Source organism: Acidovorax sp. sif0632 (genome assembly GCF_019218805.1).
Taxonomy (GTDB): domain Bacteria; phylum Pseudomonadota; class Gammaproteobacteria; order Burkholderiales; family Burkholderiaceae_C; genus Acidovorax; species Acidovorax facilis.
The window spans coordinates 261,980-285,953 of record NZ_JAHUWW010000006.1; the positions used below are offsets into that span (position 1 = coordinate 261,980).

Sequence of the window (23,974 nt, forward strand, 5' to 3'; positions counted from 1 at the left end):
CCCTTTCGTTACATCACGATGCGGCGGAAGTCCGCCAGCAGCGAGGCAAAGTACACGTTGAAGCGTGCGGCGGCCGCGCCATCGATCACGCGGTGGTCCCAGCTGAGCGACAGCGGCAGCATCAGGCGCGGTGCGAACTGCTTGCCGTCCCATTTCGGTTCGATGCTGCTCTTGCACACGCCCATGATGGCGACTTCGGGCGCGTTGATGATGGGCGTGAAATAGCGCCCGCCAATGCCGCCCAGCGAGCTGATGGAGAAGCAGCCACCGGTCATGTCCGCCGGGCCGAGCTTGCCGTCGCGCGCCTTCTTTGCCAGGTCGCCCATCTCTTGCGAGATCTGGACGATGCCCTTTTGGTCGGCGTCGCGGATGACGGGCACAACGAGGCCGTTGGGCGTGTCGGCCGCAAAGCCGATGTGGAAGTACTGCTTGAGCACCAGCTGGTCGCCGTCGAGCGAGCTGTTGAACTCGGGGAACTTCTTGAGCGCGGCCACGGCGGCCTTGATCATGAAGGCGAGCATGGTGACCTTCACGCCACTCTTCTCGTTCTCTTTGTTGAACTGCACGCGGAAGGCTTCGAGGTCAGTGATGTCCGCGTCGTCGTGGTTGGTGACGTGCGGGATGACGACCCAGTTGCGGTGCAGGTTGGCGCCGCTGATCTTCTTGATGCGCGAGAGGTCCTTGCGCTCGACGGGGCCGAACTTGGTGAAGTCGACCTTGGGCCAGGGCAGCAGATCCAGGCCCACACCGGAACCGCCAGACCCAACGGATGCGGCAGGCGCCTTGGCAGCCTGCGCCTTGGTTTGGGTGGCACCCGACATCACCTGCTTGGTGAAGGACTGCACGTCGTCTTGCGTGATACGGCCCTTGGGGCCACTGCCCTTGACTTCATCGATGGGCACACCCAGCTCGCGGGCGAACTTGCGCACCGAGGGCGATGCGTGCGGCAGGCCCGCTGTGGGCGTGCCAGGCTGGTGGGCGGGCACGGAGGCCGTAGCGGCGACCGGTGCAACGGCTGCTGCAACCGGTGCAGCAGCGGGAGCCGCCGCCGGCGCCGCCGGCGCTGCAGCGGCAGCAGGCGCACTGCCCGCCACCCCTTCCAGCAAGGCCACCAAGTCGCCGATGTTGACGGTGTCCCCAATCTTGACCTTGAGCTCCTTGACCACGCCAGCGGCGGGCGACGGAATCTCCATGGAGGCCTTGTCGGATTCGACGGTGAACAGCGATTGTTCGAGCTTGATGGTGTCGCCCACCTTGACCAGCAACTCAATGACGGCCACGTCCTTGAAGTCGCCAATGTCGGGCACGCGCACTTCCACCGGGCCTGCAGTTGCAGGGGCTGCAGCGGGTGCAACCGGTGCTGGCGCAGCGGCCGCAACGGGGGCGGGTGCAACAGCGGCAGGGGCTGGCGCAGCAGCCGGGGCTGAGGCAACCGCGTCTGCCGACTCGACCACGGCAATCACAGAGCCCTGCTTGACCTTGTCGCCCAGGGCGATTTTGAGTTCCTTGACCACGCCTGCGTGGCTGGACGGAATCTCCATCGATGCCTTGTCAGACTCGACAGTGATGAGCGACTGCTCGGCCTTGACCGTGTCGCCCACCTTGACCAGCAGTTCGATCACGCCCACTTCGTCGAAATCCCCGATGTCCGGGACTTGAATGTCTACCAATGCCATTGTTGTCTCCGTTCGGTTTACGCGTACAGCGGGTTGACCTTGTCGGCCTGGATGTTGTACTTGGCAATCGCCTCGGCCACCTTGGTGGCGGGCAGCACGCCGTCTTCGCTCAGCGCCTTGAGCGCAGCGACCACGATGTAGTGGCGGTTGATCTCGAAATGCTCGCGCAGCTTGCTGCGGAAGTCGCTGCGGCCAAAGCCGTCGGTGCCCAGCACCTTGTAGGTACGGCCCTTGGGGATGAAGGGGCGGATCTGCTCGGCGTAGGCCTTCATGTAGTCAGTGGACGCGACCACGGGACCTTGCGATGCGGACAGTTGCTGCGTGACGAAAGGCACCTTCGCTTCTTCGGTCGGGTGCAGCAGGCTCCAGCGCTCGGCGTTCTGGCCGTCGCGGGTCAGTTCGTTGAAGCTTGGGCAGCTCCACACCGAAGCGGCCACGCCCCAGTCCTTTTCAAGCAGTTCTTGCGCAAAGAACGATTCGCGCAGGATGGTGCCGCTGCCCAGCAGTTGCACGGTGGGCGCATCCTTGGGCAGTGCGGGCGCCTGTTTGCACAGGTACATGCCCTTGATGATCTGCTCTTCGGTGCCGGGTTGCAGGCCGGGCATGGGGTAGTTTTCGTTCAGCAGCGTCAGGTAGTAGAAGACGTTTTCCTGGCGCTCGACCATGCGCTTCATGCCGTCGTGCATGATCACCGCGACTTCGTGCGCAAAGGTCGGGTCGTAGCTCACGCAGTTGGGGATGGTGTTGGCCAGGATGTGGCTGTGGCCATCTTCGTGCTGCAGGCCTTCGCCGTTGAGCGTGGTGCGACCCGAGGTGCCGCCCAGCAGGAAGCCACGGGCTTGCATGTCACCCGCCGCCCAGGCCAGGTCGCCAATGCGCTGGAAGCCGAACATCGAGTAGTACACGTAGAACGGGATCATGATCCGGTTGTTCGTGCTGTAGCTGGTGGCCGCCGCGATCCAGCTGCTCATGCCGCCGGCTTCGTTGATGCCCTCTTGCAGGATTTGGCCCGCCTTGTCTTCCTTGTAGTACATGACCTGGTCTTTATCGACCGGGGTGTACTGCTGGCCTGCGGGGTTGTAGATGCCGATCTGGCGGAACAGGCCTTCCATGCCGAAGGTACGGGCTTCGTCCACCAGGATGGGCACCACGCGCGGGCCCAGGGCCTGGTCGCGCAGCAGCTGCGTGAGAAAGCGCACGTAAGCTTGCGTGGTGGAGATTTCGCGGCCTTCGGGCGTAGCCTCCAGGATGGCCTTGAAGGTGTCCAGCGCAGGCACGGTGAAGCTCTCGTCGGCCTTCACGCGGCGGTGTGGCAGGTAGCCGCCCAAGGCCTTGCGGCGCTCGTGCAGGTACTTCATTTCCGGGGTGTCGTCGGCGGGCTTGTAGAAGGGCAGTTCGGCAAGCTGGCTGTCGGGGATCGGGATGTTGAAGCGATCGCGGAAGGCCTTGATGTCTTCGTCGCTGAGCTTCTTGGTCTGGTGAACCGTGTTCTTGGCTTCGCCAATCTTGCCCATGCCAAAGCCCTTGACGGTCTTGACCAGCAGGACGGAAGGCTGGCCGCCATGGTTTTGAGCGGCATGGAATGCGGCATAGACCTTTTGCGAATCGTGGCCGCCGCGCTGCAGGTTCCAGATCTCGTCGTCGGTCATGTGCTCGACCATCTTCAGCGTGCGCGGGTCGCGGCCGAAGAAGTTCTTGCGCACGTAGGCGCCGTCGTTGGCCTTCATGGCCTGGTAGTCGCCGTCGTTGGTTTCCATCATGAGCTTGCGCAGCGCGCCATCATGGTCTTTGGCGAGCAACTCGTCCCAGCCCTTGCCCCAGATGAGTTTGATGACGTTCCAGCCCGCTCCGCGGAACTCGCCTTCGAGCTCTTGAATGATCTTGCCGTTGCCACGCACGGGGCCGTCCAGGCGCTGCAGGTTGCAGTTGATGACAAACACCAGGTTGTCGAGCTTCTCGCGCGCGGCCAGGCCAATGGCGCCCAGGGATTCGACCTCGTCCATTTCACCGTCGCCGCAGAACACCCAGACCTTGCGGTTTTCGGTATTGGCGATGCCGCGGGCGTGCAGGTACTTGAGGAAACGCGCCTGGTAGATGGCCATCAGCGGGCCCAGGCCCATCGACACCGTGGGGAACTGCCAGAACTCGGGCATGAGCTTGGGGTGCGGGTAGCTCGACAGGCCCTTGCCGTCCACTTCCTGGCGGAAGTTGAGCAACTGCTCTTCGCTCAGGCGGCCTTCCAGGTAGGCGCGGGCATAAATACCGGGCGATACGTGGCCCTGGATGTAAAGCAGGTCACCGCCGTGGTTCTCGCTCTCGGCATGCCAGAAATGGTTGAAACCCGCGCCAAACATGCTGGCCAGCGAGGCAAAGGAGCCGATGTGACCACCCAGATCGCCACCTTCGGGCGGGTGATGGCGGTTGGCCTTGACCACCATGGCCATGGCGTTCCAGCGCATGTAGGCGCGCAGGCGCTGTTCGATTTCAAGGTTGCCGGGGCTGCGCGCCTCCTGGCTGGGCTCGATGGTGTTCACGTAGCCGGTATTGGCCGAGAACGGCAGGTCCACGCTGTTCTGGCGGGCGTGTTCCAGCAATTGCTCCAACAGGTAGTGGGCGCGCTCGGCCCCCTCTTTGTCGATGACGGCGGACAGCGCATCCATCCACTCACGGGTTTCCTGTTGGTCGGTATCGGTGGCGGGCGCGTTGCCGTTTCCGGCCTGAGGGTCGGGCTGAGCTGACATGCTTTGTCTCCTGTAGGTGTAGCAGCAATTTAGTACGTTGGCTCTAGTTTCGCATATTTTTTTGGAATTTCAAATGGTGCCCATGCATTTCATATTACAAGAAAATGCTGCGAACGCACATTGCACATGCTCCGGATTCCGGGCTGCGGCTCCCCTACACTTGAAGGATGGATTCCCTGCCCCCTCACCCCTCCCCCACAGCCATGGTCGTGGCAGCGCCTGCCCGCTGGTGGCGCAAGTGGTGGCGCGGGTTGTCGCCTACCCGGCAGGACAGGTTTGCGGCGCTGGCACCCTTGGCTGCCGTGCTGATGTTTCTGGCCGCCATCGTGGCGGCGTTCTGGTATTTGCGCGCCGAAGAGGCCGAGCGCGAACAAGAAGCCCTACGGCGTGACGTGGAATACGCGCAACAGCGTGTGCGCCTGCGGCTGCTGGAGCGGCAGGAACAGCTCATGCGCATTGCGCGTGACCTGTCCAACCAGGAGCTGGAACGCACGGAGTTTGTGAGCCGTGCCGAAAGCCTGATCAGCCAATACCCCGAACTGCAGGCCATCACGTGGATCGACGAGCGCCGCCGCATCCGTGCCAGCCATGCAGCGCCCACGCTGGCCAGCAGCGAGTTGCGCATTGCCGGCGAAGTGCTCAAATCCGGCGACACGGCCGACACCTTTGGCCTGGCCCGCGACCTGCAACAGCCGGTGTACGCCCAGCCGGCCGCAACCTCGGGCGATTCAACCCCGCTGCTCCAGCTGCAGGTGCCTTTGAACAACCAGGGCAAGTTCAGCGGGGTGGTGCTGGGCGAATACTCCATCGACAGCCTGCTGCGCTACGGCACGCCGACCGAGGTGCTGGCGCGCTACGCCGTCACGCTGCTCGATGGCAAGAACCAGGTGCTGGCCGGAACCCCTTTGGGACCGCGCAACACGGCCACACAGCTCCTGCCTTGGTCACCCCGAGCCAACGAGTACGAGGTGCCCGTCTCCCCGGTGGGCAACGGGCTGGTGCTCAAGGCGCAGGCCTACCGCACCTCGCTGGGTGTGGTGGGCAGTGGGCTGTTCTGGCTGGTGGGCACGCTGAGCGCGATGACGGCCTGGATGCTGATCGCCACCTGGCGCCACACCCGCCGCCGCATGCAGGCCCAGCAGGCCCTGGTCGCAGAGACGAACTTCCGCCGCGCGATGGAGAACTCCATCCTGACGGGCATGCGCGCGCTGGACATGGAAGGCCGCATCACCTATGTGAACGCCGCTTTCTGCCAGATGACTGGCTGGAGCGAGGCCGAATTGGTGGGCCTGAAAGCACCCTTCCCTTATTGGCCCGACTCCGACCACGAAGCCCTGCACGCCAAGCTGCGCGACGAACTGTCCGGTAAAACCATTGTGGGCGGCTTCCAGGTGCGGGTGCGGCGCAAAAGCGGCACTCTTTTCGATGCACGGCTCTACGTGTCGCCCCTGATCGATGCACACGGCCAGCAGACGGGCTGGATGACCTCGATGACGGACATCACCGAGCCCAATCGCATCCGCGAACAGCTTTCCGCATCGCACGAGCGCTTCACCATCGTGCTGGAATCGCTGGACGCCTCGGTGTCCGTGGCGCCGCTGGGCAGCGAAGAACTGCTGTTCGCCAACAAGCTCTACCGCCAATGGTTCGGCTCGCAGACCGGCGGCCACCTGCAGCTGGTGGCGCAGGCGGGCGTGGTGCCCGTGGCGGGCACAGAGCATACGGGCATGGACGACGAAGACGGACTCATGGGCCTGCCCACCGACCCACTCACCAGTGCCCGCACCGAGAACGCCGAAATCTACCTGCCCGACCTGGGAAAGTGGCTCGAAGTACGTTCGCGCTACCTCAACTGGGTGGACGGCCGACTGGCCCAGATGGTGATTGCCACCGACATCACCCCCCGCCGACAGGCCGAGGAACAGGCGGCGCGCCAGGCCGAGCGCGCCCAATCCGTCAGCCGCCTCATCACCATGGGCGAGATGGCCTCCAGCGTGGCGCACGAACTCAACCAGCCGCTCACGGCCATCAACAATTACTGCAGTGGCATGGTCTCGCGCATCCAGAGCGGCCAGCTGACCGAAGAAGCGCTGCTCACGGCACTGCAAAAGACCGCCCACCAGGCCCAGCGCGCGGGCCAGATCATCCAGCGCATCCGGGCCTTTGTGAAGAAGAGCGAGCCCAACCGCACCCTGGCCGACGTGCATTCGATGGTCAACGAAGCCGTGGAGCTGGCCGACATCGAGCTGCGCCGACACAACGTGCGCCTGACTCACTACGTGGCCGCCCGCCTGCCGCCCGTGATGGTGGACACCATCCTGATCGAGCAGGTGCTGGTCAACCTGATGAAGAACGGCGCCGAAGCCATCCAGCACGCCAACCGTCCACCGTCGGGTCGCAGCGTGGAACTGCGCGTGGTGCCCAAACACGTCGAAGACCGCGAAGTGGTGGAATTCTCGGTGCAGGACACCGGCAAGGGCCTGGCCCCCGAAGTGCTGGAGCGCCTCTTCGAAGCCTTCTTCTCCACCAAGGAAGAAGGCATGGGCATGGGCCTCAATCTGTGCCGCAGCATCGTCGAGTCGCACCAGGGCAGGATGCTTGCGGAGAACCTCTACAATGGATCCGAGGTCACGGGCTGCAAGTTCTCCTTCTGGCTGCCGCTTGCCAAGCCTGCTGATGCCACTACAAATTCTGTAGCAAACATTCAAAAACCAAGGACAATTGCATGAGCTTGATTCCGAAAAAAGGCACTGTCTACGTTGTGGACGACGACGAGGCAGTTCGCGATTCCCTGCAGTGGCTGCTGGAAGGCAAGGACTACCGGGTGCGTTGCTTTGATTCGGCCGAGACCTTTCTCTCACGCTACGACCCCCGCGAAGTCGCCTGCCTGATTGTGGACATCCGCATGGGCGGCATGACGGGCCTGGAGCTTCAGGATCGACTGATCGAGCGCAAGTCCCCCCTGCCCATCGTGTTCATTACAGGCCACGGCGACGTGCCCATGGCCGTGAACACCATGAAAAAAGGCGCGCTGGATTTCATCCAGAAGCCTTTTGACGAGGAAGAACTAGTGGGCCTCGTCGAGCGCATGCTCGACCACGCCCGCGAAGCCTTCGCCGGCTACCAGCAGGCCGCCAGCCGCGATGCCCTGCTGTCCAAGCTGACCAGCCGCGAAGCCCAGGTGCTCGAACGCATCGTGGCCGGTCGCCTGAACAAGCAGATTGCCGACGACCTGGGCATCAGCATCAAGACGGTGGAGGCGCACCGCGCCAACATCATGGAAAAGCTCAACGCCAACACCGTGGCCGACCTGCTCAAGATCGCCCTCGGCCAGAACGCCCCCAAGGGTTGAAACTCACATTTTGATAGCTGCTCGCGTTTGCTGATAAAGCGCTAGAGACCAATTTGACTCATATTCTCTGACATGACAGCCCAACTCATCGACGGCAACGCCCTTTCCCGCCAACTGCGCAGCGAGGTGGCGCAACGCGCTGCAGCGCTCACCGCCCGCGGCCACCAGCCCGGCTTGGCCGTGATCCTGGTGGGTGAAGACCCTGCTTCGACCGTATACGTGCGCAACAAAGTCAAGGCTTGCGAAGACAGCGGCGTGCGCTCCATTTTTGAAAAATACGACGCCGATCTGAGCGAAGCCGCGCTGCTGGCCCGTATCGAGGCGCTCAATGCCGATCCCACGGTACACGGCATCCTGGTGCAAATGCCGTTGCCCAAGCACATCGACCCGCACAAGGTCATCGAGGCCATTGCGACATCCAAGGACGTCGATGGCTACTCGGTCCTCTCCGCGGGCGAGCTCATGGCCGGGCTGGAAGGTTTCCGGCCTTGCACGCCCTACGGCAGCATGAAGCTCATCGAATCCACCGGCCAGACCATCAAGGGCAAGCACGCCGTGGTCATTGGCCGCAGCAATACGGTGGGCAAGCCCATGGCCCTGCTGCTGCTGCAGGCCAACGCCACGGTTACCGTCACCCACAGCGGCACCCCCGACCTGGGCTACCACACCCGCCAGGCCGACATCGTGGTGGCAGCGGTCGGCCGCGCCAACACGCTCACAGCCGACATGGTCAAGCCTGGTGCCATCGTCATCGACGTAGGCATCAACCGCAAGGCGGACGGCAAACTCTGCGGCGACGTGGACTTTGACGGCGTCAAGGAAGTGGCCGGCTGGATCACCCCCGTGCCTGGCGGGGTTGGGCCCATGACCATTACCATGCTGCTGGTGAACACCATCGAAGCCGCTGAGCGCACTGCAGGGCACTGACCTGGGTCAGTGCTGTCGATGTCGGCGGCTTTGCAACTTGAACCTGCGCCATCTGGCGCCATCTGATTTCGCATGAGCAACGCCCTTCTCGACTTCTCGGACCTCCCCCATTTCGACCGCATCACACCGCAGGACGTGGCGCCTGCCGTGGATGTTCTGCTGGAGCGTGCCAATGCCGCGCTGGAGACCGTCACCTCACCCGACTTTCCAGCCCGCTGGGATGCGATTGCGAAAGTGCTGGATGTGGCCACCGAACGGCTGGGCACCGCCTGGGGCAGCATCAGCCACCTCAACAGCGTGGCCGACACCCCTGAACTGCGCGCAGCCTACAACGCCGCCTTGCCCAAGGTCACCGAGTTCTGGACGCGCCTGGGTGCCGATGAACGCCTGTACGCCAAGTACAAGGCCATCGACCCCGCCACCCTGACTGCAGAGCAGCGGCAGGCACACCTGAACGCGGTGCGCAACTTTGTGTTGAGTGGCGCGGAGCTGACCGGTGCAGCCAAGGAGCGTTTTGCGCAGATCCAGGAACGCCAGGCCGAGCTGAGCCAGAAGTTCAGCGAAAACGCCCTCGATGCCACGGACGCCTACGCTTACTACGCCACGGCCGAAGAACTGGAAGGCATTCCAGACGATGTGCAACAGGCCGCGCTGGCCGCAGCACAGGCAGACGGCAAGGAAGGCTACAAGCTCACCCTGAAGATGCCCTGCTACCTGCCGGTCATGCAGTTTGCCGCGCGCAGCGACCTGCGCGAGAAGCTCTACCGCGCCTATGTGACCCGTGCCTCCGACCAGGCTGAGGGCGATGCACGCAAATTCGACAACACAGCGCTGATCAGCGAAATCCTGGCACTGCGCCGCGAAGAGGCCCAACTGCTGGGCTACGCCAATTTTGGGGAAGTGTCCGTGGTACCCAAGATGGCCCAATCACCGGCGCAGGTGATCACCTTCCTGCGCGATCTGGCCCGACGCGCCCGCCCTTACGCCGAGAAAGACATCGCCGACCTGCGCGCGTTTGCCGCCGAACACCTGGGCCTGGCCAATCCGCAGGCCTGGGACTGGCCCTACATTTCCGAAAAGCTCAAGGAAGCGCGCTACGCCTTCAGCGAGCAGGAGGTCAAGAAGTACTTCACGGCGCCCAAGGTGCTGGCGGGCCTGTTCAAGATCATCGAAACCCTGTTCGAAGTGTCCATCCGGCGCGACACGGCCGCCGTCTGGCACCCAGCCGTTGAGTTCTACCGCATTGAGCGCACGCACCCGGAGGGCGCCCATAAGGGCACCCAGCTGGTGGGCCAGTTCTACCTCGACCAACCTGCACGCACCGGCAAACGCGGCGGCGCATGGATGGACGATGTGCGCACACGCTGGCTGCGCCCCGACACGGGCGTGCTGCAAACCCCGGTGGCGCACCTGGTGTGCAACTTCGCCAGCGGCGTGGACGGCAAGCCACCGCTGCTGACCCACGACGACGTGATCACCCTCTTCCACGAGTTCGGCCACGGCTTGCACCACATGCTCACCCAGGTGAACGAGCGCGACGTCTCGGGCATTGGCGGCGTGGAGTGGGACGCGGTGGAGCTGCCCAGCCAGTTCATGGAGAACTTCTGCTGGGAATGGGATGTGCTCAAGCACATGACGGCCCATGTGGACACGGGCGAGCCCCTGCCCCGCGCGCTGTTCGACAAGATGATTGCCGCCAAGAACTACCAGAGCGGCATGCAGACGCTGCGACAGATTGAGTTCTCGCTGTTCGACATGCTGCTGCACACCGAACACGACCCGGCCCAGGACATCATGCCTCTGCTGGACCAGGTGCGCCGCGAAGTGGCCGTGCTGCAGCCCCCGGCATTCAGCCGTACGGCACACACCTTCAGCCATATCTTTGCGGGCGGGTATGCCGCTGGCTACTACAGCTACAAATGGGCCGAGGTACTGAGTGCAGACGCCTACGCAGCCTTCGAGGAAACCGCTGGAAGCGACGGTCTGCCGAGTATAGAAACGGGTCGCCGCTACCGCCAGGCCATCCTGGAAGCCGGTGGCAGCCGCCCTGCGATGGAATCGTTCAAGGCCTTCCGGGGCCGCGAGCCCAGCCTGGAAGCCCTGCTGCGCCACCAGGGCATGGCGGAAGAATCGACTGCCTGAGCGAACCGAACCCACGGCCTGAAATGCACACGTTGCACCCAGGCCTGACGACAAAGAAGGAGCAAGGAGAATGAACATGCACAAGCCACTGACCGCCCCCCTGTTGGCGACTTTGCTGATGACACTGGCCTGCGCCAGCGTGCAAGCACAAGGCGTCTACCGCATCGTCGGCCCGGATGGCAAAGTGACGTTTTCGGACCGACCTCCCGCCGACGCCAATGCCAACGCGCAGCCCGCCCGCACGGCCAACGAGGCGCCCGCTATTGCCAACGGCGCGCTGCCCTACGAGCTGCGCCAGGTTGCCAACCGCTTTCCGGTCACTCTCTACACCGGCAACGACTGCCCGCCCTGCACCTCTGCGCGCAACCTGCTCACGTCACGGGGTGTCCCGTTTACCGAGCGCACCGTGTCCAGCAACGAAGACATAGCGGCGTTTCAAAGGTTGAGTGGCGGTACCGGCCTGCCCTTCGGCACCATCGGCGGCCAGCAGCTCGCAGGCTTTTCCGAAGGGGAATGGGTACAGTATCTGGACGCTGCGGGTTACCCGAAACAATCCGCACTGCCCCGAAACTACCGCCAGCCAGCGCCCACGCCATTGGTGGCCGTCAAGGCGGCAGAACCCGCAGCAGCGGCCTCGGCCCCAGCGCCCGCAGCACCGTCCAGGGCACGCCCGCCCGCACCTGTCAATGATGGGCCATCACCCAGCAATCCCGCAGGTATCCGGTTCTGATCTCGGAGTGCGGGAACGCGCGGCCAACTGCCAAAACAAAGGGGCCTATTCAGGCCCCTTTTTCTTTGCCGGAAAAACTGCTCAGGAGTTCATGCTCAGTAGGTGAGCGTTTTCACACCCTGTGCGGTGCCCAACAGGCAGACAGACGCCTTCTGGTGGGCAAAAACCCCCACCGTCACCACCCCCGGCCACTGGTTGATGTCGGATTCAAACGCCAACGGGTCCGTGATCGAGAGCCCACGGACATCCAGGATGTGTTGACCGTTGTCGGTCACCAGGGGTTGCCCATCCCGCATCCGCAGCTGCGCCTGCCCCCCCATCGCCGTAAAACGCCGTGCAATGTGGTTGGCAGCCATGGGGATCACCTCGACCGGCAAGGGAAACTGCCCCAGCGCCTGGACCAGCTTGGATTCATCGGCAATACACACAAAACGCGTGGCCAGTGCCGCGACGATCTTCTCGCGCGTCAGCGCAGCGCCACCGCCCTTGACCATATGGCCTTTGCCATCGATCTCGTCGGCACCGTCGATGTAGACCGCAAGCGAAGCCACTTCGTTGGCATCAAACACTGGAATACCGAGCGCCTTGAGCCGCTCCGTGCTGGCCACCGAGCTGGAGACAGCACCCTTGATCTGGTCCTTGATGGTAGCCAGTGCGTCAATGAACTTGTTGACGGTGGAGCCGGTGCCTACGCCCACAATCTCGCCAGGCACCACATATTGCAGTGCGGCTTGGCCTACCAGGGTCTTGAGTTCGTCTTGGGTCAGGGAAGGAGTGGTCGTCATGGGAGAAAATCAGGGGTAATTCTTGAATTATCCCTCCATGTCCCTGATCCCCTACGCCCTCACCCGCCCCTTTCTCTTTGGCATGGATGCCGAGACCGCCCACGAACTCACCATGGACATGCTGGCACGCGGGCAGCGCACTCCGCTGCAGTGGGCCTGGTGCAACGAAACCGTGGACGACCCCGTGGAACTGGCAGGCCTGACCTTTCCCAACCGCGTGGGTATGGCGGCAGGCCTGGACAAGAACGCCCGCTGCATCGACGCACTGGGTGCCATGGGCTTCGGCTTTGTCGAAGTGGGCACGGTGACGCCCAAGGCGCAGCCCGGCAACCCCAAGCCGCGCATGTTCCGCCTGCCCGAAGCCCGGGCGCTGATCAACCGCCTGGGCTTCAACAACGAGGGCCTGGACGCCTTCCTGCACAACGTGCAGCAGGCGCAATTTCGCACCCAAAGCCGCAAACATCCCCTTCTGCTGGGCCTCAACATCGGAAAGAACGCCACCACCCCCATCGAGAATGCCACCAGCGACTACCTGACCTGCCTGGAGGGCGTCTACGCCCACGCTGACTACGTCACAGTCAACATCAGCTCACCCAACACCCAGAACCTGCGCGCTCTGCAAAGCGACGCTGCCCTGGACGCCCTGCTGGGTGCCATCGCCGAAAGGCGTGAGGCCCTGGCCACACAGCATGGCCGCCGCGTGCCGGTGTTTGTGAAGATTGCCCCCGACCTCGACGAAGCCCAGGTGTCCGTGATCGCCGCCACACTGCAACGCCACGGGATGGACGGCGTGATCGCGACCAATACCACCATCAGCCGCACTGCCGTGCAAGGCCTGCGCCATGCAGGAGAGACCGGCGGCCTGAGCGGAGCGCCGGTTTTGGAGGCCAGCAACCAGGTCATCCGCCAGTTGCGGGCCGCACTGGGCAGCCGCTTTCCCATCATTGGTGTGGGCGGCATCATGAGCGCAGAGGATGCCGTCAGCAAAGTCCGCGCGGGCGCCGACGTGGTGCAGATCTATACCGGACTGATCTACGAAGGCCCCGCTTTGGTGGTGAAGGCCGCAAAGGCAATCAAAGCCATGGGTTGAGTCCAGGTCGCCCCGCTGAACCGGAAACACAAAGAGCCGCTGTGATCAGCGGCTCTTTGTGTTTGCGAGAGGCAGGCCGCCTTGCGCAGGTGCGTGCAGCACCGGCCTAGCGCCGCAGCCGCATCAACATGGGCAGCAGCACACCCGCCCAACGAATCAGGCGGCGCGGCCCTGCCACCAAGGCAACCCCTGCCATGGCCGCAACCGCCAGGGGATGCTCCCGCGCAAACCCTGCAGCGCGAAGCGCCATGGATTCGTCCATGCCGCCTGCCCCAGGGTCACGCTGCGCCAAGGCCAGCGACTGGGCTCGCGCAGCCCTGCGAGCGCGAAGACGTTCGCGTTGCAGGGCAATGCGGTCCAGCACCCGCTGCTGGGCAGCCGTCGGCGGGGGAAACACAGGCTGCGACATGGGAGATGGAGATGAAGGGGTCGTCGCCATTACAAACGCTCCTTGATGTCACGCCAGTCCTGTGCGAGTTCGCGGCGCGTGAGGGCGAAGCCATTGCCCGCCTTCTGAACCACGGAAACCAGCGACATCAGCGTCGCGGCCCATCCCACAGTCCACACGGCCGCGACCAACCAGGCCACCAGCGTGCGATGGGGGGTATCCCAGAAATGAACCAGCACCGCCAACGAAAGCATGATCAAGGCCACCACCGTGAGCCCTGCCACCACGATGGTCAACACCAGCATCTGCTGCAGGCGTTGTTTCTGATCCTGCCATTCCAGACGGGCGAGGTCCATCCGGTCTTCGGCCGCAATGGCGCCTTCGATCACATTGGCGCGCCACCGGGCCACCAGCGACTCCAGCCCCAGAAGAGAAAGCCAGTTCATGCGCAGCCCCCGTGTTGTGCAACCGAGCCCTGACGGCCCGGATCAGCGGCGTGCAAGCAGGAAGCCCACCAGCGCGCCCACCGCCAGTGCGGCCCCGGCCACGCGCCATGGTTCATCATGCGCATAGCGGTCGGCCGCAAGTGCCGCTTCTTTGGCCTGGCGGGCGGCATCTTGCGCCGCACGCACGGCAGACTCGCGCACGTTGTGCATGCCATCGTCAAGACGCTGGCGCAGCAGCTTGATTTCCGGAACCGCGTCGAGATCTTTGTTGGCCAGTAGCCCCCGCAGATCAGAAACCAGCTTTTCCAGTTCGCCCTGGGTCGTGGTGGTGTCGGAAGCAGTCATACAAGCCTTTCTTTAAGCAACAAAAAAATCAGTCAGCCCTGTCGGCAGAGCCGTGCAAAACACCAGTTCATCTTAGTCATCCGCTCTGTTCCCCTTCGTAGGACGGGGTCTCAAGAGGTTACCGATTGCAAATGGCTTGCCCCAGATCAAACGAGTGCGGCCACATGTTCTGCAATCGCCAGAGAACTTGTCAACCCCGGGGACTCAATGCCAAACAGGTTCACGAGACCGGGGATGCCATGGACTGATGGTCCCTGGATCACAAAGTCCGCTGCCGGCTCATCCGGTCCGTGGATCTTGGGCCGCATGCCCGCATAGCCGGGTGCCAGCGCCCCGTCGCGCAGTGCGGGCCAGTACTTGCGGACCTCGGCGTAAAACGCATCTCCGCGTGCGGGGTCTACCAACAGGTCATCTGGCGAATCCACCCACTGCACGTCGGGGCCGAACTTGGCCTGCCCACCCAGGTCCAGTGTCAGATGCACGCCCAGGCCTGCGGCCTCGGGCACGGGGTAGATCAAGCGGCTGAAGGGGGCTTTGCCGGACAGCGTGAAATAGCTGCCTTTGGCACAGCGAGCATGGGGCACATGATCCACCCCCAGCCCTGCGAATCGGCGGGCCAGCGCGGGGGCGTGCAGCCCTGCTGCATTGACCACCGTGCGCGCTCGCAAGCGCGTACCGTCGAATGCTTCCAAATTTATAGCATCTTGCGCACATTCCGCAAGCGCCAGGGGCGAATTCAGTGCAACAAGTCCCCCCGCATGCTCCAGATCGCCCTGCAGCGCGAGCATCAGGGCATGGCTGTCCACAATGCCGGTACTGGGCGAAAACAAAGCGGCAACACATTCCAGCGCAGGTTCCATGGCCTGGGCTTCATGGCGACCTAGCCAGCGCAGATCCAGCACGCCGTTGGCTTGCGCCCGCGCCTGGATGGACTCAAGACTTGACAACTGGCCCGTCGAGGTTGCCACCAGGAGTTTGCCGCAGCGGCGGTGAGGCACATTGCGCTCAATGCAGTAGGCATACAGCATGTCTCGGCCTCGCACGCACAGCTTGGCCTTCAACGAATCGGTAGGGTAGTAGATCCCGGCATGGATCACCTCGCTGTTGCGCGAGCTGATACCCGTTCCGATGGCATCGGCAGACTCCAGCACCATCACTTCGCGGCCCTGCAGGGCCAGCGCCCGCGCGACGGCAAGGCCCACGACACCCGCACCAACCACCACACAATCAACAGCATCCGCCATCACTCAGCCCTCCAATAGGCACCGCATCCTCAAACCTGCTCGAACCCGTCGAGCACATTGACGGCGTTGGTGCCCAGTTCTGCAGCCGCATAGCCACCTTCCAGCACAAAGACGGTGGGCAGGCCCGCCCGTGCAAGGCGCTCACCCACCCGGGTGAAATCGGCGGACGCCAGCGCAAACTTGGAGATGGGATCGCCCTCAAAGGTATCGAGCCCGAGGGAGACCACCAGGGCGTCGGCCCCCTGGCTGGCAATACGCGCACAGGCGCTTTCCAGCGCATCGAACCAGGTCGTCGCACTGGTGCCTGCAGGCAGCGGCAGGTTCAGATTGAATCCAGCGCCCTCGCCCACCCCGGTTTCGTCCGCATGGCCCAGATAAAACGGGTACTCGGTGCGGGGATCGCCATGGATGCTGATGAACAGCACATCGGCCCGGTCGTAGAAGATGCTTTGCGTGCCGTTGCCGTGGTGGTAGTCCACATCAAGCAACGCCACACGCTGTGCACCCTGGTTGCGCAGCACCTGTGCGGCCACGGCAGCATTGTTCAGAAAACAATAGCCGCCCATGAAGTCGGGGCCGGCATGGTGGCCGGGCGGCCGTGTGCAGCAAAACGCCGCGCGGGCCCCTTGCGCCACAAGGGTCGCAGCGCTGGCGGCAGCATCGGCTCCCGCCTTGGCTGCAGCCCAGGTACCCGACGCCATGGGCGTGCCGTTGTCCATGGAGTACAGGCCCAGGCGTGCCACAAAATTCTCAGGCTCCAGATCACTGCGCAAGGTACGCACGGGCCAGACCGACGGGAATGGCTGCACTCCAGCGTTGGCAGGATCAAGGGCCAGCCAATGCTGCCAAGCGGTCTGCAAAAAGGCCAAATAGCGTGGCGCGTGCACCTGAGACAAAACGGGGGCGCTATCCACATCCGGGGCCATCAGGCCATGGCCCCGCACCCGCAGCGCCCCTTCGACATAGTCCACGCGTGCAGGCTTCTCAAAACACGGCACGCGTTCGCCGCGAAAAAATTCATGGACGGGGGCGTGACCCTGGTGAAACGGATTGTGGAAGGTGATCATGGGTCAGGGCGTATCGATAGCGGCAAAGGGGCCAGAGGACAGCGAGTGCGGTCCCAGGAAATGCAACCGCCGTGGAATCAAGTCCGACACTTTAGCCTCTCTACGGCATGTAGCAGGCGAAACAGCCGCCTATGCAAACGCCCATGAAAAAACCCCTGCAGACCAAAATCTGCAGGGGTTTTCAAATTGGTGGGTGATACATGGATCGAACATGTGACCCCTGCCGTGTGAAGGCAGTGCTCTACCGCTGAGCTAATCACCCGACGTAGGCACCCTGAAACAGAGTGCATTCGCAAGAAGTCAAAAAGCGTGGTGGGTGATACATGGATCGAACATGTGACCCCTGCCGTGTGAAGGCAGTGCTCTACCGCTGAGCTAATCACCCGTGTCTCTGTGACAGCCCTCTATTATGGCACAGCTTTTTAGGCCGCCTGAACAGTTCGCCAAATTGTTTTGCCACCACTGGCCTTGTCGATCTGCGCCAGCAGCTCCGCGTGGGCCACTTGTTCCTGCTCACTGGCACGCAGGACGGGCAGGCTCAATCCGCGCAGGTCGATGGCTGCGATCTTCAGGCCATCGCCACTGTCCTGCGCATCATCGGAAATCAGCAGGGCATCCTGGCCGCGCGTGAGATTGATGTATACATCGGCCAGCAGCTCGGCATCCAGCAAGGCGCCATGCAGCGTGCGGCCCGAGTTGTCCACACCCAGGCGGTCGCACAGAGCGTCGAGCGAATTGCGCTTGCCCGGGTACATCTCCTTGGCCATGGCCAGCGTGTCGGTCACGCTCTCCACATACGTGCGGAACGCGGGACGCCCCACCAGTTCCAGCTCCTTGTTCAGAAAGCCCACATCGAACGCGGCGTTGTGGATGATGATCTCGGCACCTTGCAGGTACTGCAGGATGTCATCCACCACCTCGGCGAACTTGGGCTTGTCCTTCAGGAACTCGTTGCTGATGCCGTGCACCTTCAGCGCGTCTTCGTGGCTGTCGCGGCCGGGGTTGAAGTACAGGTGCAGGTTGTTGCCGGTGAGCTTGCGGTTGAGCAGCTCTACACAACCCAGTTCAATGATGCGATCGCCCCCCTCGGCCGACAGGCCGGTGGTTTCGGTGTCGAGAACGATCTGACGGGTCATACATGCCCTCGTGCTCGGCACTTCGTGTCCTCGCTGCCCCCCGAGAGGGCGAAAGCTTGCTTGGGGCGGCCCGGCGCTGCGCTCATCTAGTGGTTCTCCTTGGCGTGGTTGATCGTGTACTTGGGAATTTCCACAGTCACATCGGTTTGCGCAAGGATGGCCTGGCACGACAGGCGCGATTGTGGCTCCAGGCCCCAGGCGCGGTCCAACAGGTCTTCTTCCTCTTCCTCGGCCTGGTTGAGCGAGCTCAGCCCCTGGCGCACGATGACGTGGCAGGTGGTGCAAGCGCAGCTCATGTCACAGGCGTGCTCGATGTTGATGTGGTTGTCCAGCAGGGCTTCGCAGATCGAGGTGCCAGCAGGCGCCGTGATTTCAGTACCTGCGGGGCAGTATTCGGGATGGGGGAGGATTTTGATGACGGGCATGGGGTGTCTTTTTCTTGTTCAGAGGGATGCGCCGGGCACGCTCAGAGGCTCGCGACGTTCTTGCCAGCCAATGCCTGCTGGATGCCGCGATTCATGCGCTGGGCCGCAAAACCTTCGGTGCCTTTGGCCAGTGCATCGGTCGCGGCTTCGATGACAGCGGCATCATCGGCATCGCGCTGGTGGCGCAGGGCCACCATCAAGGCATCGATGGCGGCGCGCTCCTTGGGGCTGAGCACATCGCCATCCGCATCCAACGCACTCTGGGTGGCGATCAGCATACGGTCGGCATCCACGCGCGCCTCGACCACGGCGCGAGCCTTCATGTCCTGCGCGGCAGTGGCAAACCCGTCCTGCAGCATGCGCGCAATCTGGTCATCGGAGAGACCATATGACGGCTTCACATCAATGCGCGCTTCCACACCGCTACCCTGCTCCTTCGCACTCACACTCAAAAGTCCATCGGCGTCGACGGTAAAGGTCACACGGATGCGAGCAGCCCCTGCGGCCATGGGCGGGATGCCACGCAGCTCAAAACGCGCGAGGCTGCGGCAGTCTTGCACCAGGTCGCGTTCGCCCTGCACCACATGGATCGCCAAGGCGGTCTGACCATCCTTGTACGTGGTGAAGTCCTGCGCCTTGGCGGTGGGAATGGTCTCGTTACGCGCCACGATGCGTTCCACCAGCCCGCCCATGGTTTCGATGCCCAGCGACAGCGGAATCACATCAAGCAGCAGCAGATCACCTGAGGTGTTGTTGCCCGCCAGCTGGTTGGCCTGGATGGCGGCGCCCAAGGCTACGACTTCATCGGGATTGAGGTTGGTCAGCGGCGGCTTGCCGAAGAACTCCTCAACGGCGCGCTGCACTTGCGGCATGCGGGTGGAGCCACCCACCATCACCACGCCTTGCACCTCGTCCCGTGCCAGATGGGCATCACGCAGCGCACGGCGCACTGCGGCCATGGAGCGTGCCGTCAAGTCGGCTGTGATCGCTTCAAAGTCCGACCGTTTGACGTCAAATCGGGCCTCAGCGCTTGATAGTAAAGCGCTGAATGCTGCCAAATCAGTAGCAGTCAAGGCCTCCTTGCAGGCGCGTGCAGCCATGCGCACGGCGGATTTGTCGGCTGCAGTGGTCGCCCGCAGCCCTAGCTGTTGCAGGACCCAGTCAGCCAGCGCGGCATCGTAGTCATCCCCCCCCAAAGCCGAGTCACCCCCCGTGGAAATGACTTCAAACACGCCCTGCGTCAGGCGCAAGATCGAGATGTCAAAGGTGCCTCCGCCCAGGTCGTATACGGCATAGACCCCCTCGCTGGCGTTGTCCAGGCCATAGGCAATCGCGGCAGCGGTGGGCTCGTTGATCAGGCGCAGCAGGTTAATGCCGGCAAGCTTGGTCGCATCCTTGGTGGCCTGGCGCTGCGCGTCGTCAAAGTAGGCCGGCACGGTGATGACGGCGCCATAGAGATCGTCGTTGAAGGTGTCTTCGGCTCGGTAGCGCAGCGTGGCCAGAATCTCAGCGCTGACCTCAACGGGCGACTTGTTGCCATCCACCGTAGCGAGACTGACCATACCGCCCTCGTCACTATCGGCAGCAACCACGAAGTCGTAGGGCAACTTGCCCGCTTCCGCCACGTCTTTCAGGCCACGCCCCATGAAGCGCTTGGCCGAGGCGATGGTGTTGCGCGCATCCTGGGCCTGCGCCGCCACGGCGTCATATCCGATCTGGCGACCACCGTTTTCGAGGTAGCGCACAACGGAGGGCAGCAGCACCCTGCCCTGCGCGTCGGGCAGGCACTCTGCCACGCCATTGCGCACGGCGGCAACCAACGAATGGGTCGTGCCCAGGTCAATGCCCACGGCAATGCGCCGCTGGTGTGGGTCGGGAGATTGGCCGGGTTCGGAAATCTGCAAAAGCGCCATGAAATTTCGGGTCTCAACGTGGTGGAGCCTACCGTCAGATCAGCAAACGATAGAGGCCCCAAGGGGAAGGCAAAACCGCTCTATTGTCCCAGTTGCTCTCGGCGTCGTTCAATGTCGTCGGCAAATCGCGCAATGAACATGAGGGCTCTAACCTGGCGAGCCGCGCCCGCGTAGTCCTGCTGCTGGTCGATGAGTTGCTCGCACTGCGCCAGCGCGGCGCTGCGGGCCTGCGCGACAGCGTCGTCCAACGTGTCGAGTTCGCCCTCTTCGCGGGCATCTTCCAAAGCCTCGCGCCACTCCATCTGCTGCATCAAAAACGCAGCGGGCATGGCCGTGTTGTCCTCGGCGTTGATGGGGGCTGCATGCAGTTCACACAGGTAGGCCGCGCGGCGCATTGGGTCTTTCAGGCGTTGGTAAGCCTCGTTGATGCGCACGGACCACTGCATGGCCACGCGTTGCGCCGCCGCACCCTGCGCCGCGAATTTGTCGGGGTGGGCTTCGCGCTGCAGTTCCTTCCAGCGCGCATCGATGGCGCTGCGCTCCTGGGCAAAGCGGCGCTCAAGGCCAAACAATTCAAAGTCGTCAGATTGCAGGTTCATGCGCTAGTAGGCTGAATGCGGAAATCCAAGAAAAAAACCGCCAGCACGCGACGCGATGGCGGTTCGACGGCGCGAAAGCAGCTGGTGATCAAACGCGGAAACTCTCCCCACAACCGCAGCGGTCACGCTCGTTGGGGTTGTTGAACTTGAAGCCTTCATTGAGACCCTCGCGCACAAAGTCCAGCTCGGTGCCGTCGATGTAGGCCAGGCTCTTGGGGTCAATCAGCACTTTGACACCGTGGTTCTCGAACACGATGTCCTCAGGCTCGCTGTCGTCCACATATTCGAGCTTGTAGGCAAGCCCGGAGCAGCCGGTCGTCTTGACTCCCAGGCGCACTCCCAGGCCCTTGCCTCGGCGGGACAAGTAGCGGTTGACGTGCCGTGCAGCGGCTTCTGTCAGCGTAATGGCCATGTCTCTCGATCTATTTATCTGTCAAATCAGGCAGCGGCAGTTGCAGTGGCTGCGTGCTTGGTCTTGTAGTCGAGCACAGCAGCCTTGATGGCATCTTCAGCCAGGATGGAGCAATGGATCTTGACGGGCGGCAGGGCCAGCTCTTCAGCGATCTCGCTGTTCTTGAGGGCTGCCGCTTCGTCCAGCGTCTTGCCCTTGACCCATTCAGTCACCAGCGAAGACGAGGCGATGGCCGAGCCACAGCCGTAGGTCTTGAAGCGCGCGTCTTCAATCACGCCGGTCTCGGGGTTCACCTTGATCTGCAGCTTCATCACGTCGCCGCAGGCGGGCGCGCCCACCATACCGGTGCCCACCGAATCGTCGCCCTTGTCGAACGAACCCACATTGCGGGGGTTTTCGTAATGGTCAACCACTTTTTCTGAGTAAGCCATGATGTGTACCTCTTCAATTCTTCCAAAATCTTCAGGAAATCAGTGCGCAGCCCACTGGATGGTGCTGATGTCGATGCCGTCCTTGTACATCTCCCACAGTGGGCTCAATTCGCGCAGGCGGGCCACGTTCTCGCGGATGGTGGAGATGGCGTAGTCGATCTCTTCTTCGGTCGTGAAACGGCCGATGGTCATCCGCAGGCTGCTGTGCGCCAGCTCATCGCTGCGGCCCAGGGCGCGCAACACGTAGCTGGGCTCCAGACTGGCGGATGTGCAGGCAGAACCCGACGACACCGCCAGGCCCTTGATGCCCATGATGAGCGATTCGCCTTCGACGAAGTTGAAGCTCATGTTCAGGTTCTGCGGCACGCGGCGCTCCATGCTGCCGTTGATGAACACCTGTTCAATGTCCTTCAAGCCATCGAGCAAGCGCTGCTGCAAGGCATGGGCCTTGGCATTGCTCTCGGCCATTTCTTCTTTGGCGATGCGAAAGGCTTCACCCATGCCCACGATCTGGTGCGTGGGCAAGGTGCCCGAACGCATGCCACGCTCGTGACCACCGCCGTGCATCTGCGCTTCCAGCCGAACACGAGGCTTGCGTCGCACATACAGCGCGCCAACGCCCTTGGGTCCGTAGGTCTTGTGCGCGGTCATGCTCATCAGATCGATGGGCAGCACGTTCATGTCGATTTCGACCCGGCCTGTGGCTTGGGCGGCATCCACGTGCAGCAGGATGCCCTTTTCACGGCACAGCGCGCCGATAGCAGGGATGTCTTGGATCACGCCGATTTCGTTGTTCACGAACAGGATGCTGATCAGTACCGTATCGGGGCGGATGGCGGCCTTCAGGGCATCCATGTTGACCAGACCGTCTTCCTGCACATCCAGATAAGTGGCTTCAAAACCCTGCCGCTCCAGCTCACGCATGGTGTCCAGCACGGCCTTGTGCTCGGTCTTGAGCGTAATGAGGTGCTTGCCCTTGCCTTTGTAGAAGTGCGCTGCACCCTTCAAGGCCAGGTTGATGGATTCGGTAGCGCCGCTGGTCCACACGATTTCACGCGGGTCCGCACCGATCAAGTCTGCCACCTGCACCCGCGCCTTTTCAACCGCTTCCTCAGCCTCCCAGCCCCAGGCATGACTGCGCGACGCCGGGTTGCCGAAGTGTTCACGCAACCAGGGAATCATGGCATCGACCACACGGGGGTCCACGGGGGTGGTGGCGCCGTAGTCGAGATAGATGGGGAAGTGCGGGGTCATGTCCATGGCTGGCTCAGTAGTGCTTGCTGGCTGGCAAACGCAATAAGAAACAAAAACGGGTTCAAAAACTGTTCAGGGCGGTGCCGACCCCAGGGTCGACACAAGCCCTTGGGCTATCAGGATTTGGCGAAAACGTTGCCCAGCGCGAACACGGAGTTCGGAGCATTCACGCGGATCGGCTTGACCACCGGGGTCGTCGAAATGGCACGGCGTACCACCGGCTTGTCTTCGATCTGCACGCCCTTGGCAATCTGTTCGTCCACCAGCTTTTGCAGAGTGACGGAATCCAGAAACTCGACCATGCGTTGGTTGAGCGATGCCCACAGCTCATGAGTCATGCAGCGGCCAGCTTCGCCCAGGCAGTTTTCCTTGCCACCGCACTGCGTGGCGTCAATGGGCTCATCCACCGAGACAATGATGTCGGCCACGGTGATGTCGCCCGCCTTGCGGGCCAGGGTATAACCGCCACCGGGGCCACGGGTCGATTCGACCAGTTCATGGCGGCGAAGCTTGCCGAAAAGCTGCTCCAGGTACGACAGCGAGATCTGCTGGCGCTGGCTGATGGCCGCGAGGGTGACTGGGCCATTGTTCTGGCGCAGGGCCAGATCAATCATGGCGGTGACCGCAAAACGGCCTTTGGTTGTGAGACGCATCGCAAGCTCCTTGTGCTAAGGCTTGTTCGTTGTAGAAACCGCCTGCACTGACTGTTGGTCAGCAAGGCACCGTCTCCGCCCCTTACTCCGAACAGTCGCCTGCCACGGAGCCCTTCATCGCTGGGCTGTTTTCTTGAGTATTTTGTGCGAGTATAACACAAATCCCTATCGAATCTGTCGGGTTAAAAAACCCACTAGTTTTTAATTGACCCGATAGT

General features: G+C 62.7%; 22 protein-coding genes and 2 tRNA genes. 6 read left to right on the forward strand and 18 right to left on the reverse strand.

What is annotated here, in order from left to right; all coding sequences use genetic code 11:
• Window positions 1-8: 8 nt before the first annotated feature.
• Entirely contained in the window at window positions 9-1,676 is a 1,668-nt protein-coding gene (aceF, locus tag KW832_RS19260; protein ID WP_218301034.1) for a dihydrolipoyllysine-residue acetyltransferase, read from the reverse strand.
• A gap of 17 nt (window positions 1,677-1,693) precedes the next feature.
• Window positions 1,694-4,417 (reverse strand): pyruvate dehydrogenase (acetyl-transferring), homodimeric type, encoded by a 2,724-nt coding sequence (gene aceE, locus KW832_RS19265; protein WP_055395894.1) that lies wholly within the window; start codon window positions 4,415-4,417, stop codon window positions 1,694-1,696.
• Between the two features lie 167 nt (window positions 4,418-4,584).
• Between aceE and KW832_RS19270 the strand changes: the two genes are divergently transcribed.
• The 5 genes from KW832_RS19270 (at window position 4,585) to KW832_RS19290 (ending at window position 11,568) form a co-directional block, all read left to right on the forward strand.
• Window positions 4,585-7,146 carry a PAS domain S-box protein gene (locus tag KW832_RS19270; RefSeq protein WP_218301033.1) on the forward strand — a complete coding sequence of 854 codons (2,562 nt, stop codon included), beginning with the start codon at window positions 4,585-4,587 and terminating at the stop codon, window positions 7,144-7,146.
• Window positions 7,143-7,769: a response regulator transcription factor gene (locus KW832_RS19275; protein WP_007848524.1), complete on the forward strand. Its 627-nt coding sequence runs from the start codon at window positions 7,143-7,145 to the stop codon at window positions 7,767-7,769. Before KW832_RS19270 ends, KW832_RS19275 begins: the two co-directional genes overlap by 4 nt.
• Before the next feature lie 72 nt (window positions 7,770-7,841).
• The gene (folD, locus tag KW832_RS19280; protein WP_218301032.1) at window positions 7,842-8,696 is read left to right on the forward strand and encodes a bifunctional methylenetetrahydrofolate dehydrogenase/methenyltetrahydrofolate cyclohydrolase FolD; all 855 of its coding nucleotides are present in this window, start codon (window positions 7,842-7,844) and stop codon (window positions 8,694-8,696) included.
• Window positions 8,697-8,768: 72 nt separating this feature from the next.
• Window positions 8,769-10,838 (forward strand): M3 family metallopeptidase, encoded by a 2,070-nt coding sequence (locus KW832_RS19285; RefSeq protein WP_218301031.1) that lies wholly within the window; start codon window positions 8,769-8,771, stop codon window positions 10,836-10,838.
• Window positions 10,839-10,914: 76 nt separating this feature from the next.
• Window positions 10,915-11,568 (forward strand): DUF4124 domain-containing protein, encoded by a 654-nt coding sequence (locus tag KW832_RS19290; RefSeq protein WP_370108469.1) that lies wholly within the window; start codon window positions 10,915-10,917, stop codon window positions 11,566-11,568.
• A 95-nt stretch (window positions 11,569-11,663) separates the two neighbouring features.
• Here KW832_RS19290 and rpiA read toward each other — a convergent pair whose 3' ends face one another.
• Window positions 11,664-12,353 (reverse strand): ribose-5-phosphate isomerase RpiA, encoded by a 690-nt coding sequence (gene rpiA / locus KW832_RS19295; RefSeq protein ID WP_218301030.1) that lies wholly within the window; start codon window positions 12,351-12,353, stop codon window positions 11,664-11,666.
• Window positions 12,354-12,390: 37 nt separating this feature from the next.
• Here rpiA and KW832_RS19300 point away from each other — a divergent pair, with 37 nt between their 5' ends.
• A complete protein-coding gene (locus KW832_RS19300) occupies window positions 12,391-13,443 on the forward strand; it encodes a quinone-dependent dihydroorotate dehydrogenase (RefSeq protein WP_121506479.1) in 1,053 nt (350 codons plus the stop codon).
• A 106-nt stretch (window positions 13,444-13,549) separates the two neighbouring features.
• Here KW832_RS19300 and KW832_RS19305 read toward each other — a convergent pair whose 3' ends face one another.
• From KW832_RS19305 to iscR, 15 genes are all read right to left on the reverse strand, one after another.
• A complete protein-coding gene (locus KW832_RS19305; protein WP_121420102.1) occupies window positions 13,550-13,882 on the reverse strand; it encodes a hypothetical protein in 333 nt (110 codons plus the stop codon).
• Complete coding sequence (locus KW832_RS19310; protein ID WP_055395878.1) at window positions 13,882-14,277, reverse strand: phage holin family protein; 396 nt, start codon at window positions 14,275-14,277, stop codon at window positions 13,882-13,884. The genes KW832_RS19305 and KW832_RS19310 overlap by 1 nt, the downstream gene beginning before the upstream one ends.
• A gap of 42 nt (window positions 14,278-14,319) precedes the next feature.
• On the reverse strand, window positions 14,320-14,622 hold the full coding sequence (locus KW832_RS19315) for a DUF883 family protein (RefSeq protein WP_008904788.1): 303 nt from the start codon (window positions 14,620-14,622) through the stop codon (window positions 14,320-14,322).
• 146 nt (window positions 14,623-14,768) lie between these two features.
• The gene (locus tag KW832_RS19320) at window positions 14,769-15,866 is read right to left on the reverse strand and encodes an NAD(P)/FAD-dependent oxidoreductase (RefSeq protein ID WP_218301029.1); all 1,098 of its coding nucleotides are present in this window, start codon (window positions 15,864-15,866) and stop codon (window positions 14,769-14,771) included.
• A gap of 29 nt (window positions 15,867-15,895) precedes the next feature.
• Entirely contained in the window at window positions 15,896-16,933 is a 1,038-nt protein-coding gene (locus tag KW832_RS19325; RefSeq protein WP_218301028.1) for a histone deacetylase family protein, read from the reverse strand.
• A gap of 187 nt (window positions 16,934-17,120) precedes the next feature.
• A tRNA-Val gene (locus tag KW832_RS19330) sits at window positions 17,121-17,195 on the reverse strand.
• 48 nt (window positions 17,196-17,243) lie between these two features.
• Window positions 17,244-17,318, reverse strand: a tRNA-Val gene (locus KW832_RS19335).
• A gap of 37 nt (window positions 17,319-17,355) precedes the next feature.
• Window positions 17,356-18,069 (reverse strand): DNA polymerase III subunit epsilon, encoded by a 714-nt coding sequence (dnaQ, locus tag KW832_RS19340; protein WP_218301027.1) that lies wholly within the window; start codon window positions 18,067-18,069, stop codon window positions 17,356-17,358.
• An 86-nt stretch (window positions 18,070-18,155) separates the two neighbouring features.
• The gene (gene fdx / locus KW832_RS19345; protein ID WP_055395870.1) at window positions 18,156-18,494 is read right to left on the reverse strand and encodes an ISC system 2Fe-2S type ferredoxin; all 339 of its coding nucleotides are present in this window, start codon (window positions 18,492-18,494) and stop codon (window positions 18,156-18,158) included.
• A gap of 41 nt (window positions 18,495-18,535) precedes the next feature.
• Window positions 18,536-20,407, reverse strand: a complete 1,872-nt coding sequence (gene hscA, locus KW832_RS19350; RefSeq protein WP_218301026.1) for a Fe-S protein assembly chaperone HscA — start codon at window positions 20,405-20,407, stop codon at window positions 18,536-18,538.
• 80 nt (window positions 20,408-20,487) lie between these two features.
• Window positions 20,488-21,006, reverse strand: a complete 519-nt coding sequence (gene hscB / locus KW832_RS19355) for a Fe-S protein assembly co-chaperone HscB (protein ID WP_218301025.1) — start codon at window positions 21,004-21,006, stop codon at window positions 20,488-20,490.
• An 88-nt stretch (window positions 21,007-21,094) separates the two neighbouring features.
• Window positions 21,095-21,418 carry an iron-sulfur cluster assembly protein IscA gene (gene iscA, locus KW832_RS19360; RefSeq protein ID WP_008904781.1) on the reverse strand — a complete coding sequence of 108 codons (324 nt, stop codon included), beginning with the start codon at window positions 21,416-21,418 and terminating at the stop codon, window positions 21,095-21,097.
• A gap of 26 nt (window positions 21,419-21,444) precedes the next feature.
• Window positions 21,445-21,849: a Fe-S cluster assembly scaffold IscU gene (iscU, locus tag KW832_RS19365; protein WP_121420096.1), complete on the reverse strand. Its 405-nt coding sequence runs from the start codon at window positions 21,847-21,849 to the stop codon at window positions 21,445-21,447.
• 39 nt (window positions 21,850-21,888) lie between these two features.
• Entirely contained in the window at window positions 21,889-23,109 is a 1,221-nt protein-coding gene (locus tag KW832_RS19370) for an IscS subfamily cysteine desulfurase (protein ID WP_121420095.1), read from the reverse strand.
• Window positions 23,110-23,219: 110 nt separating this feature from the next.
• Window positions 23,220-23,756 (reverse strand): Fe-S cluster assembly transcriptional regulator IscR, encoded by a 537-nt coding sequence (gene iscR / locus KW832_RS19375; RefSeq protein WP_008904778.1) that lies wholly within the window; start codon window positions 23,754-23,756, stop codon window positions 23,220-23,222.
• Window positions 23,757-23,974: the final 218 nt, after the last annotated feature.

Coding starts and splice junctions, on each gene's coding strand:
- folD (WP_218301032.1), top strand. CDS start 7,842: ATGACAGCCCAACTCATCGACGGCAACGCCCTTTCCCGCCAACTGCGC.
- KW832_RS19300 (WP_121506479.1), top strand. CDS start 12,391: ATGTCCCTGATCCCCTACGCCCTCACCCGCCCCTTTCTCTTTGGCATG.
- rpiA (WP_218301030.1), bottom strand. CDS start 12,353: ATGACGACCACTCCTTCCCTGACCCAAGACGAACTCAAGACCCTGGTA.
- KW832_RS19290 (WP_370108469.1), top strand. CDS start 10,915: ATGCACAAGCCACTGACCGCCCCCCTGTTGGCGACTTTGCTGATGACA.
- KW832_RS19275 (WP_007848524.1), top strand. CDS start 7,143: ATGAGCTTGATTCCGAAAAAAGGCACTGTCTACGTTGTGGACGACGAC.
- fdx (WP_055395870.1), bottom strand. CDS start 18,494: ATGCCCGTCATCAAAATCCTCCCCCATCCCGAATACTGCCCCGCAGGT.
- dnaQ (WP_218301027.1), bottom strand. CDS start 18,069: ATGACCCGTCAGATCGTTCTCGACACCGAAACCACCGGCCTGTCGGCC.
- iscA (WP_008904781.1), bottom strand. CDS start 21,418: ATGGCCATTACGCTGACAGAAGCCGCTGCACGGCACGTCAACCGCTAC.
- KW832_RS19310 (WP_055395878.1), bottom strand. CDS start 14,277: ATGAACTGGCTTTCTCTTCTGGGGCTGGAGTCGCTGGTGGCCCGGTGG.
- hscB (WP_218301025.1), bottom strand. CDS start 21,006: ATGAACCTGCAATCTGACGACTTTGAATTGTTTGGCCTTGAGCGCCGC.
- KW832_RS19320 (WP_218301029.1), bottom strand. CDS start 15,866: ATGGCGGATGCTGTTGATTGTGTGGTGGTTGGTGCGGGTGTCGTGGGC.
- iscR (WP_008904778.1), bottom strand. CDS start 23,756: ATGCGTCTCACAACCAAAGGCCGTTTTGCGGTCACCGCCATGATTGAT.
- KW832_RS19270 (WP_218301033.1), top strand. CDS start 4,585: ATGGATTCCCTGCCCCCTCACCCCTCCCCCACAGCCATGGTCGTGGCA.
- hscA (WP_218301026.1), bottom strand. CDS start 20,407: ATGGCGCTTTTGCAGATTTCCGAACCCGGCCAATCTCCCGACCCACAC.
- aceE (WP_055395894.1), bottom strand. CDS start 4,417: ATGTCAGCTCAGCCCGACCCTCAGGCCGGAAACGGCAACGCGCCCGCC.
- KW832_RS19325 (WP_218301028.1), bottom strand. CDS start 16,933: ATGATCACCTTCCACAATCCGTTTCACCAGGGTCACGCCCCCGTCCAT.
- KW832_RS19285 (WP_218301031.1), top strand. CDS start 8,769: ATGAGCAACGCCCTTCTCGACTTCTCGGACCTCCCCCATTTCGACCGC.
- iscU (WP_121420096.1), bottom strand. CDS start 21,849: ATGGCTTACTCAGAAAAAGTGGTTGACCATTACGAAAACCCCCGCAAT.
- KW832_RS19315 (WP_008904788.1), bottom strand. CDS start 14,622: ATGACTGCTTCCGACACCACCACGACCCAGGGCGAACTGGAAAAGCTG.
- aceF (WP_218301034.1), bottom strand. CDS start 1,676: ATGGCATTGGTAGACATTCAAGTCCCGGACATCGGGGATTTCGACGAA.
- KW832_RS19370 (WP_121420095.1), bottom strand. CDS start 23,109: ATGGACATGACCCCGCACTTCCCCATCTATCTCGACTACGGCGCCACC.
- KW832_RS19305 (WP_121420102.1), bottom strand. CDS start 13,882: ATGGCGACGACCCCTTCATCTCCATCTCCCATGTCGCAGCCTGTGTTT.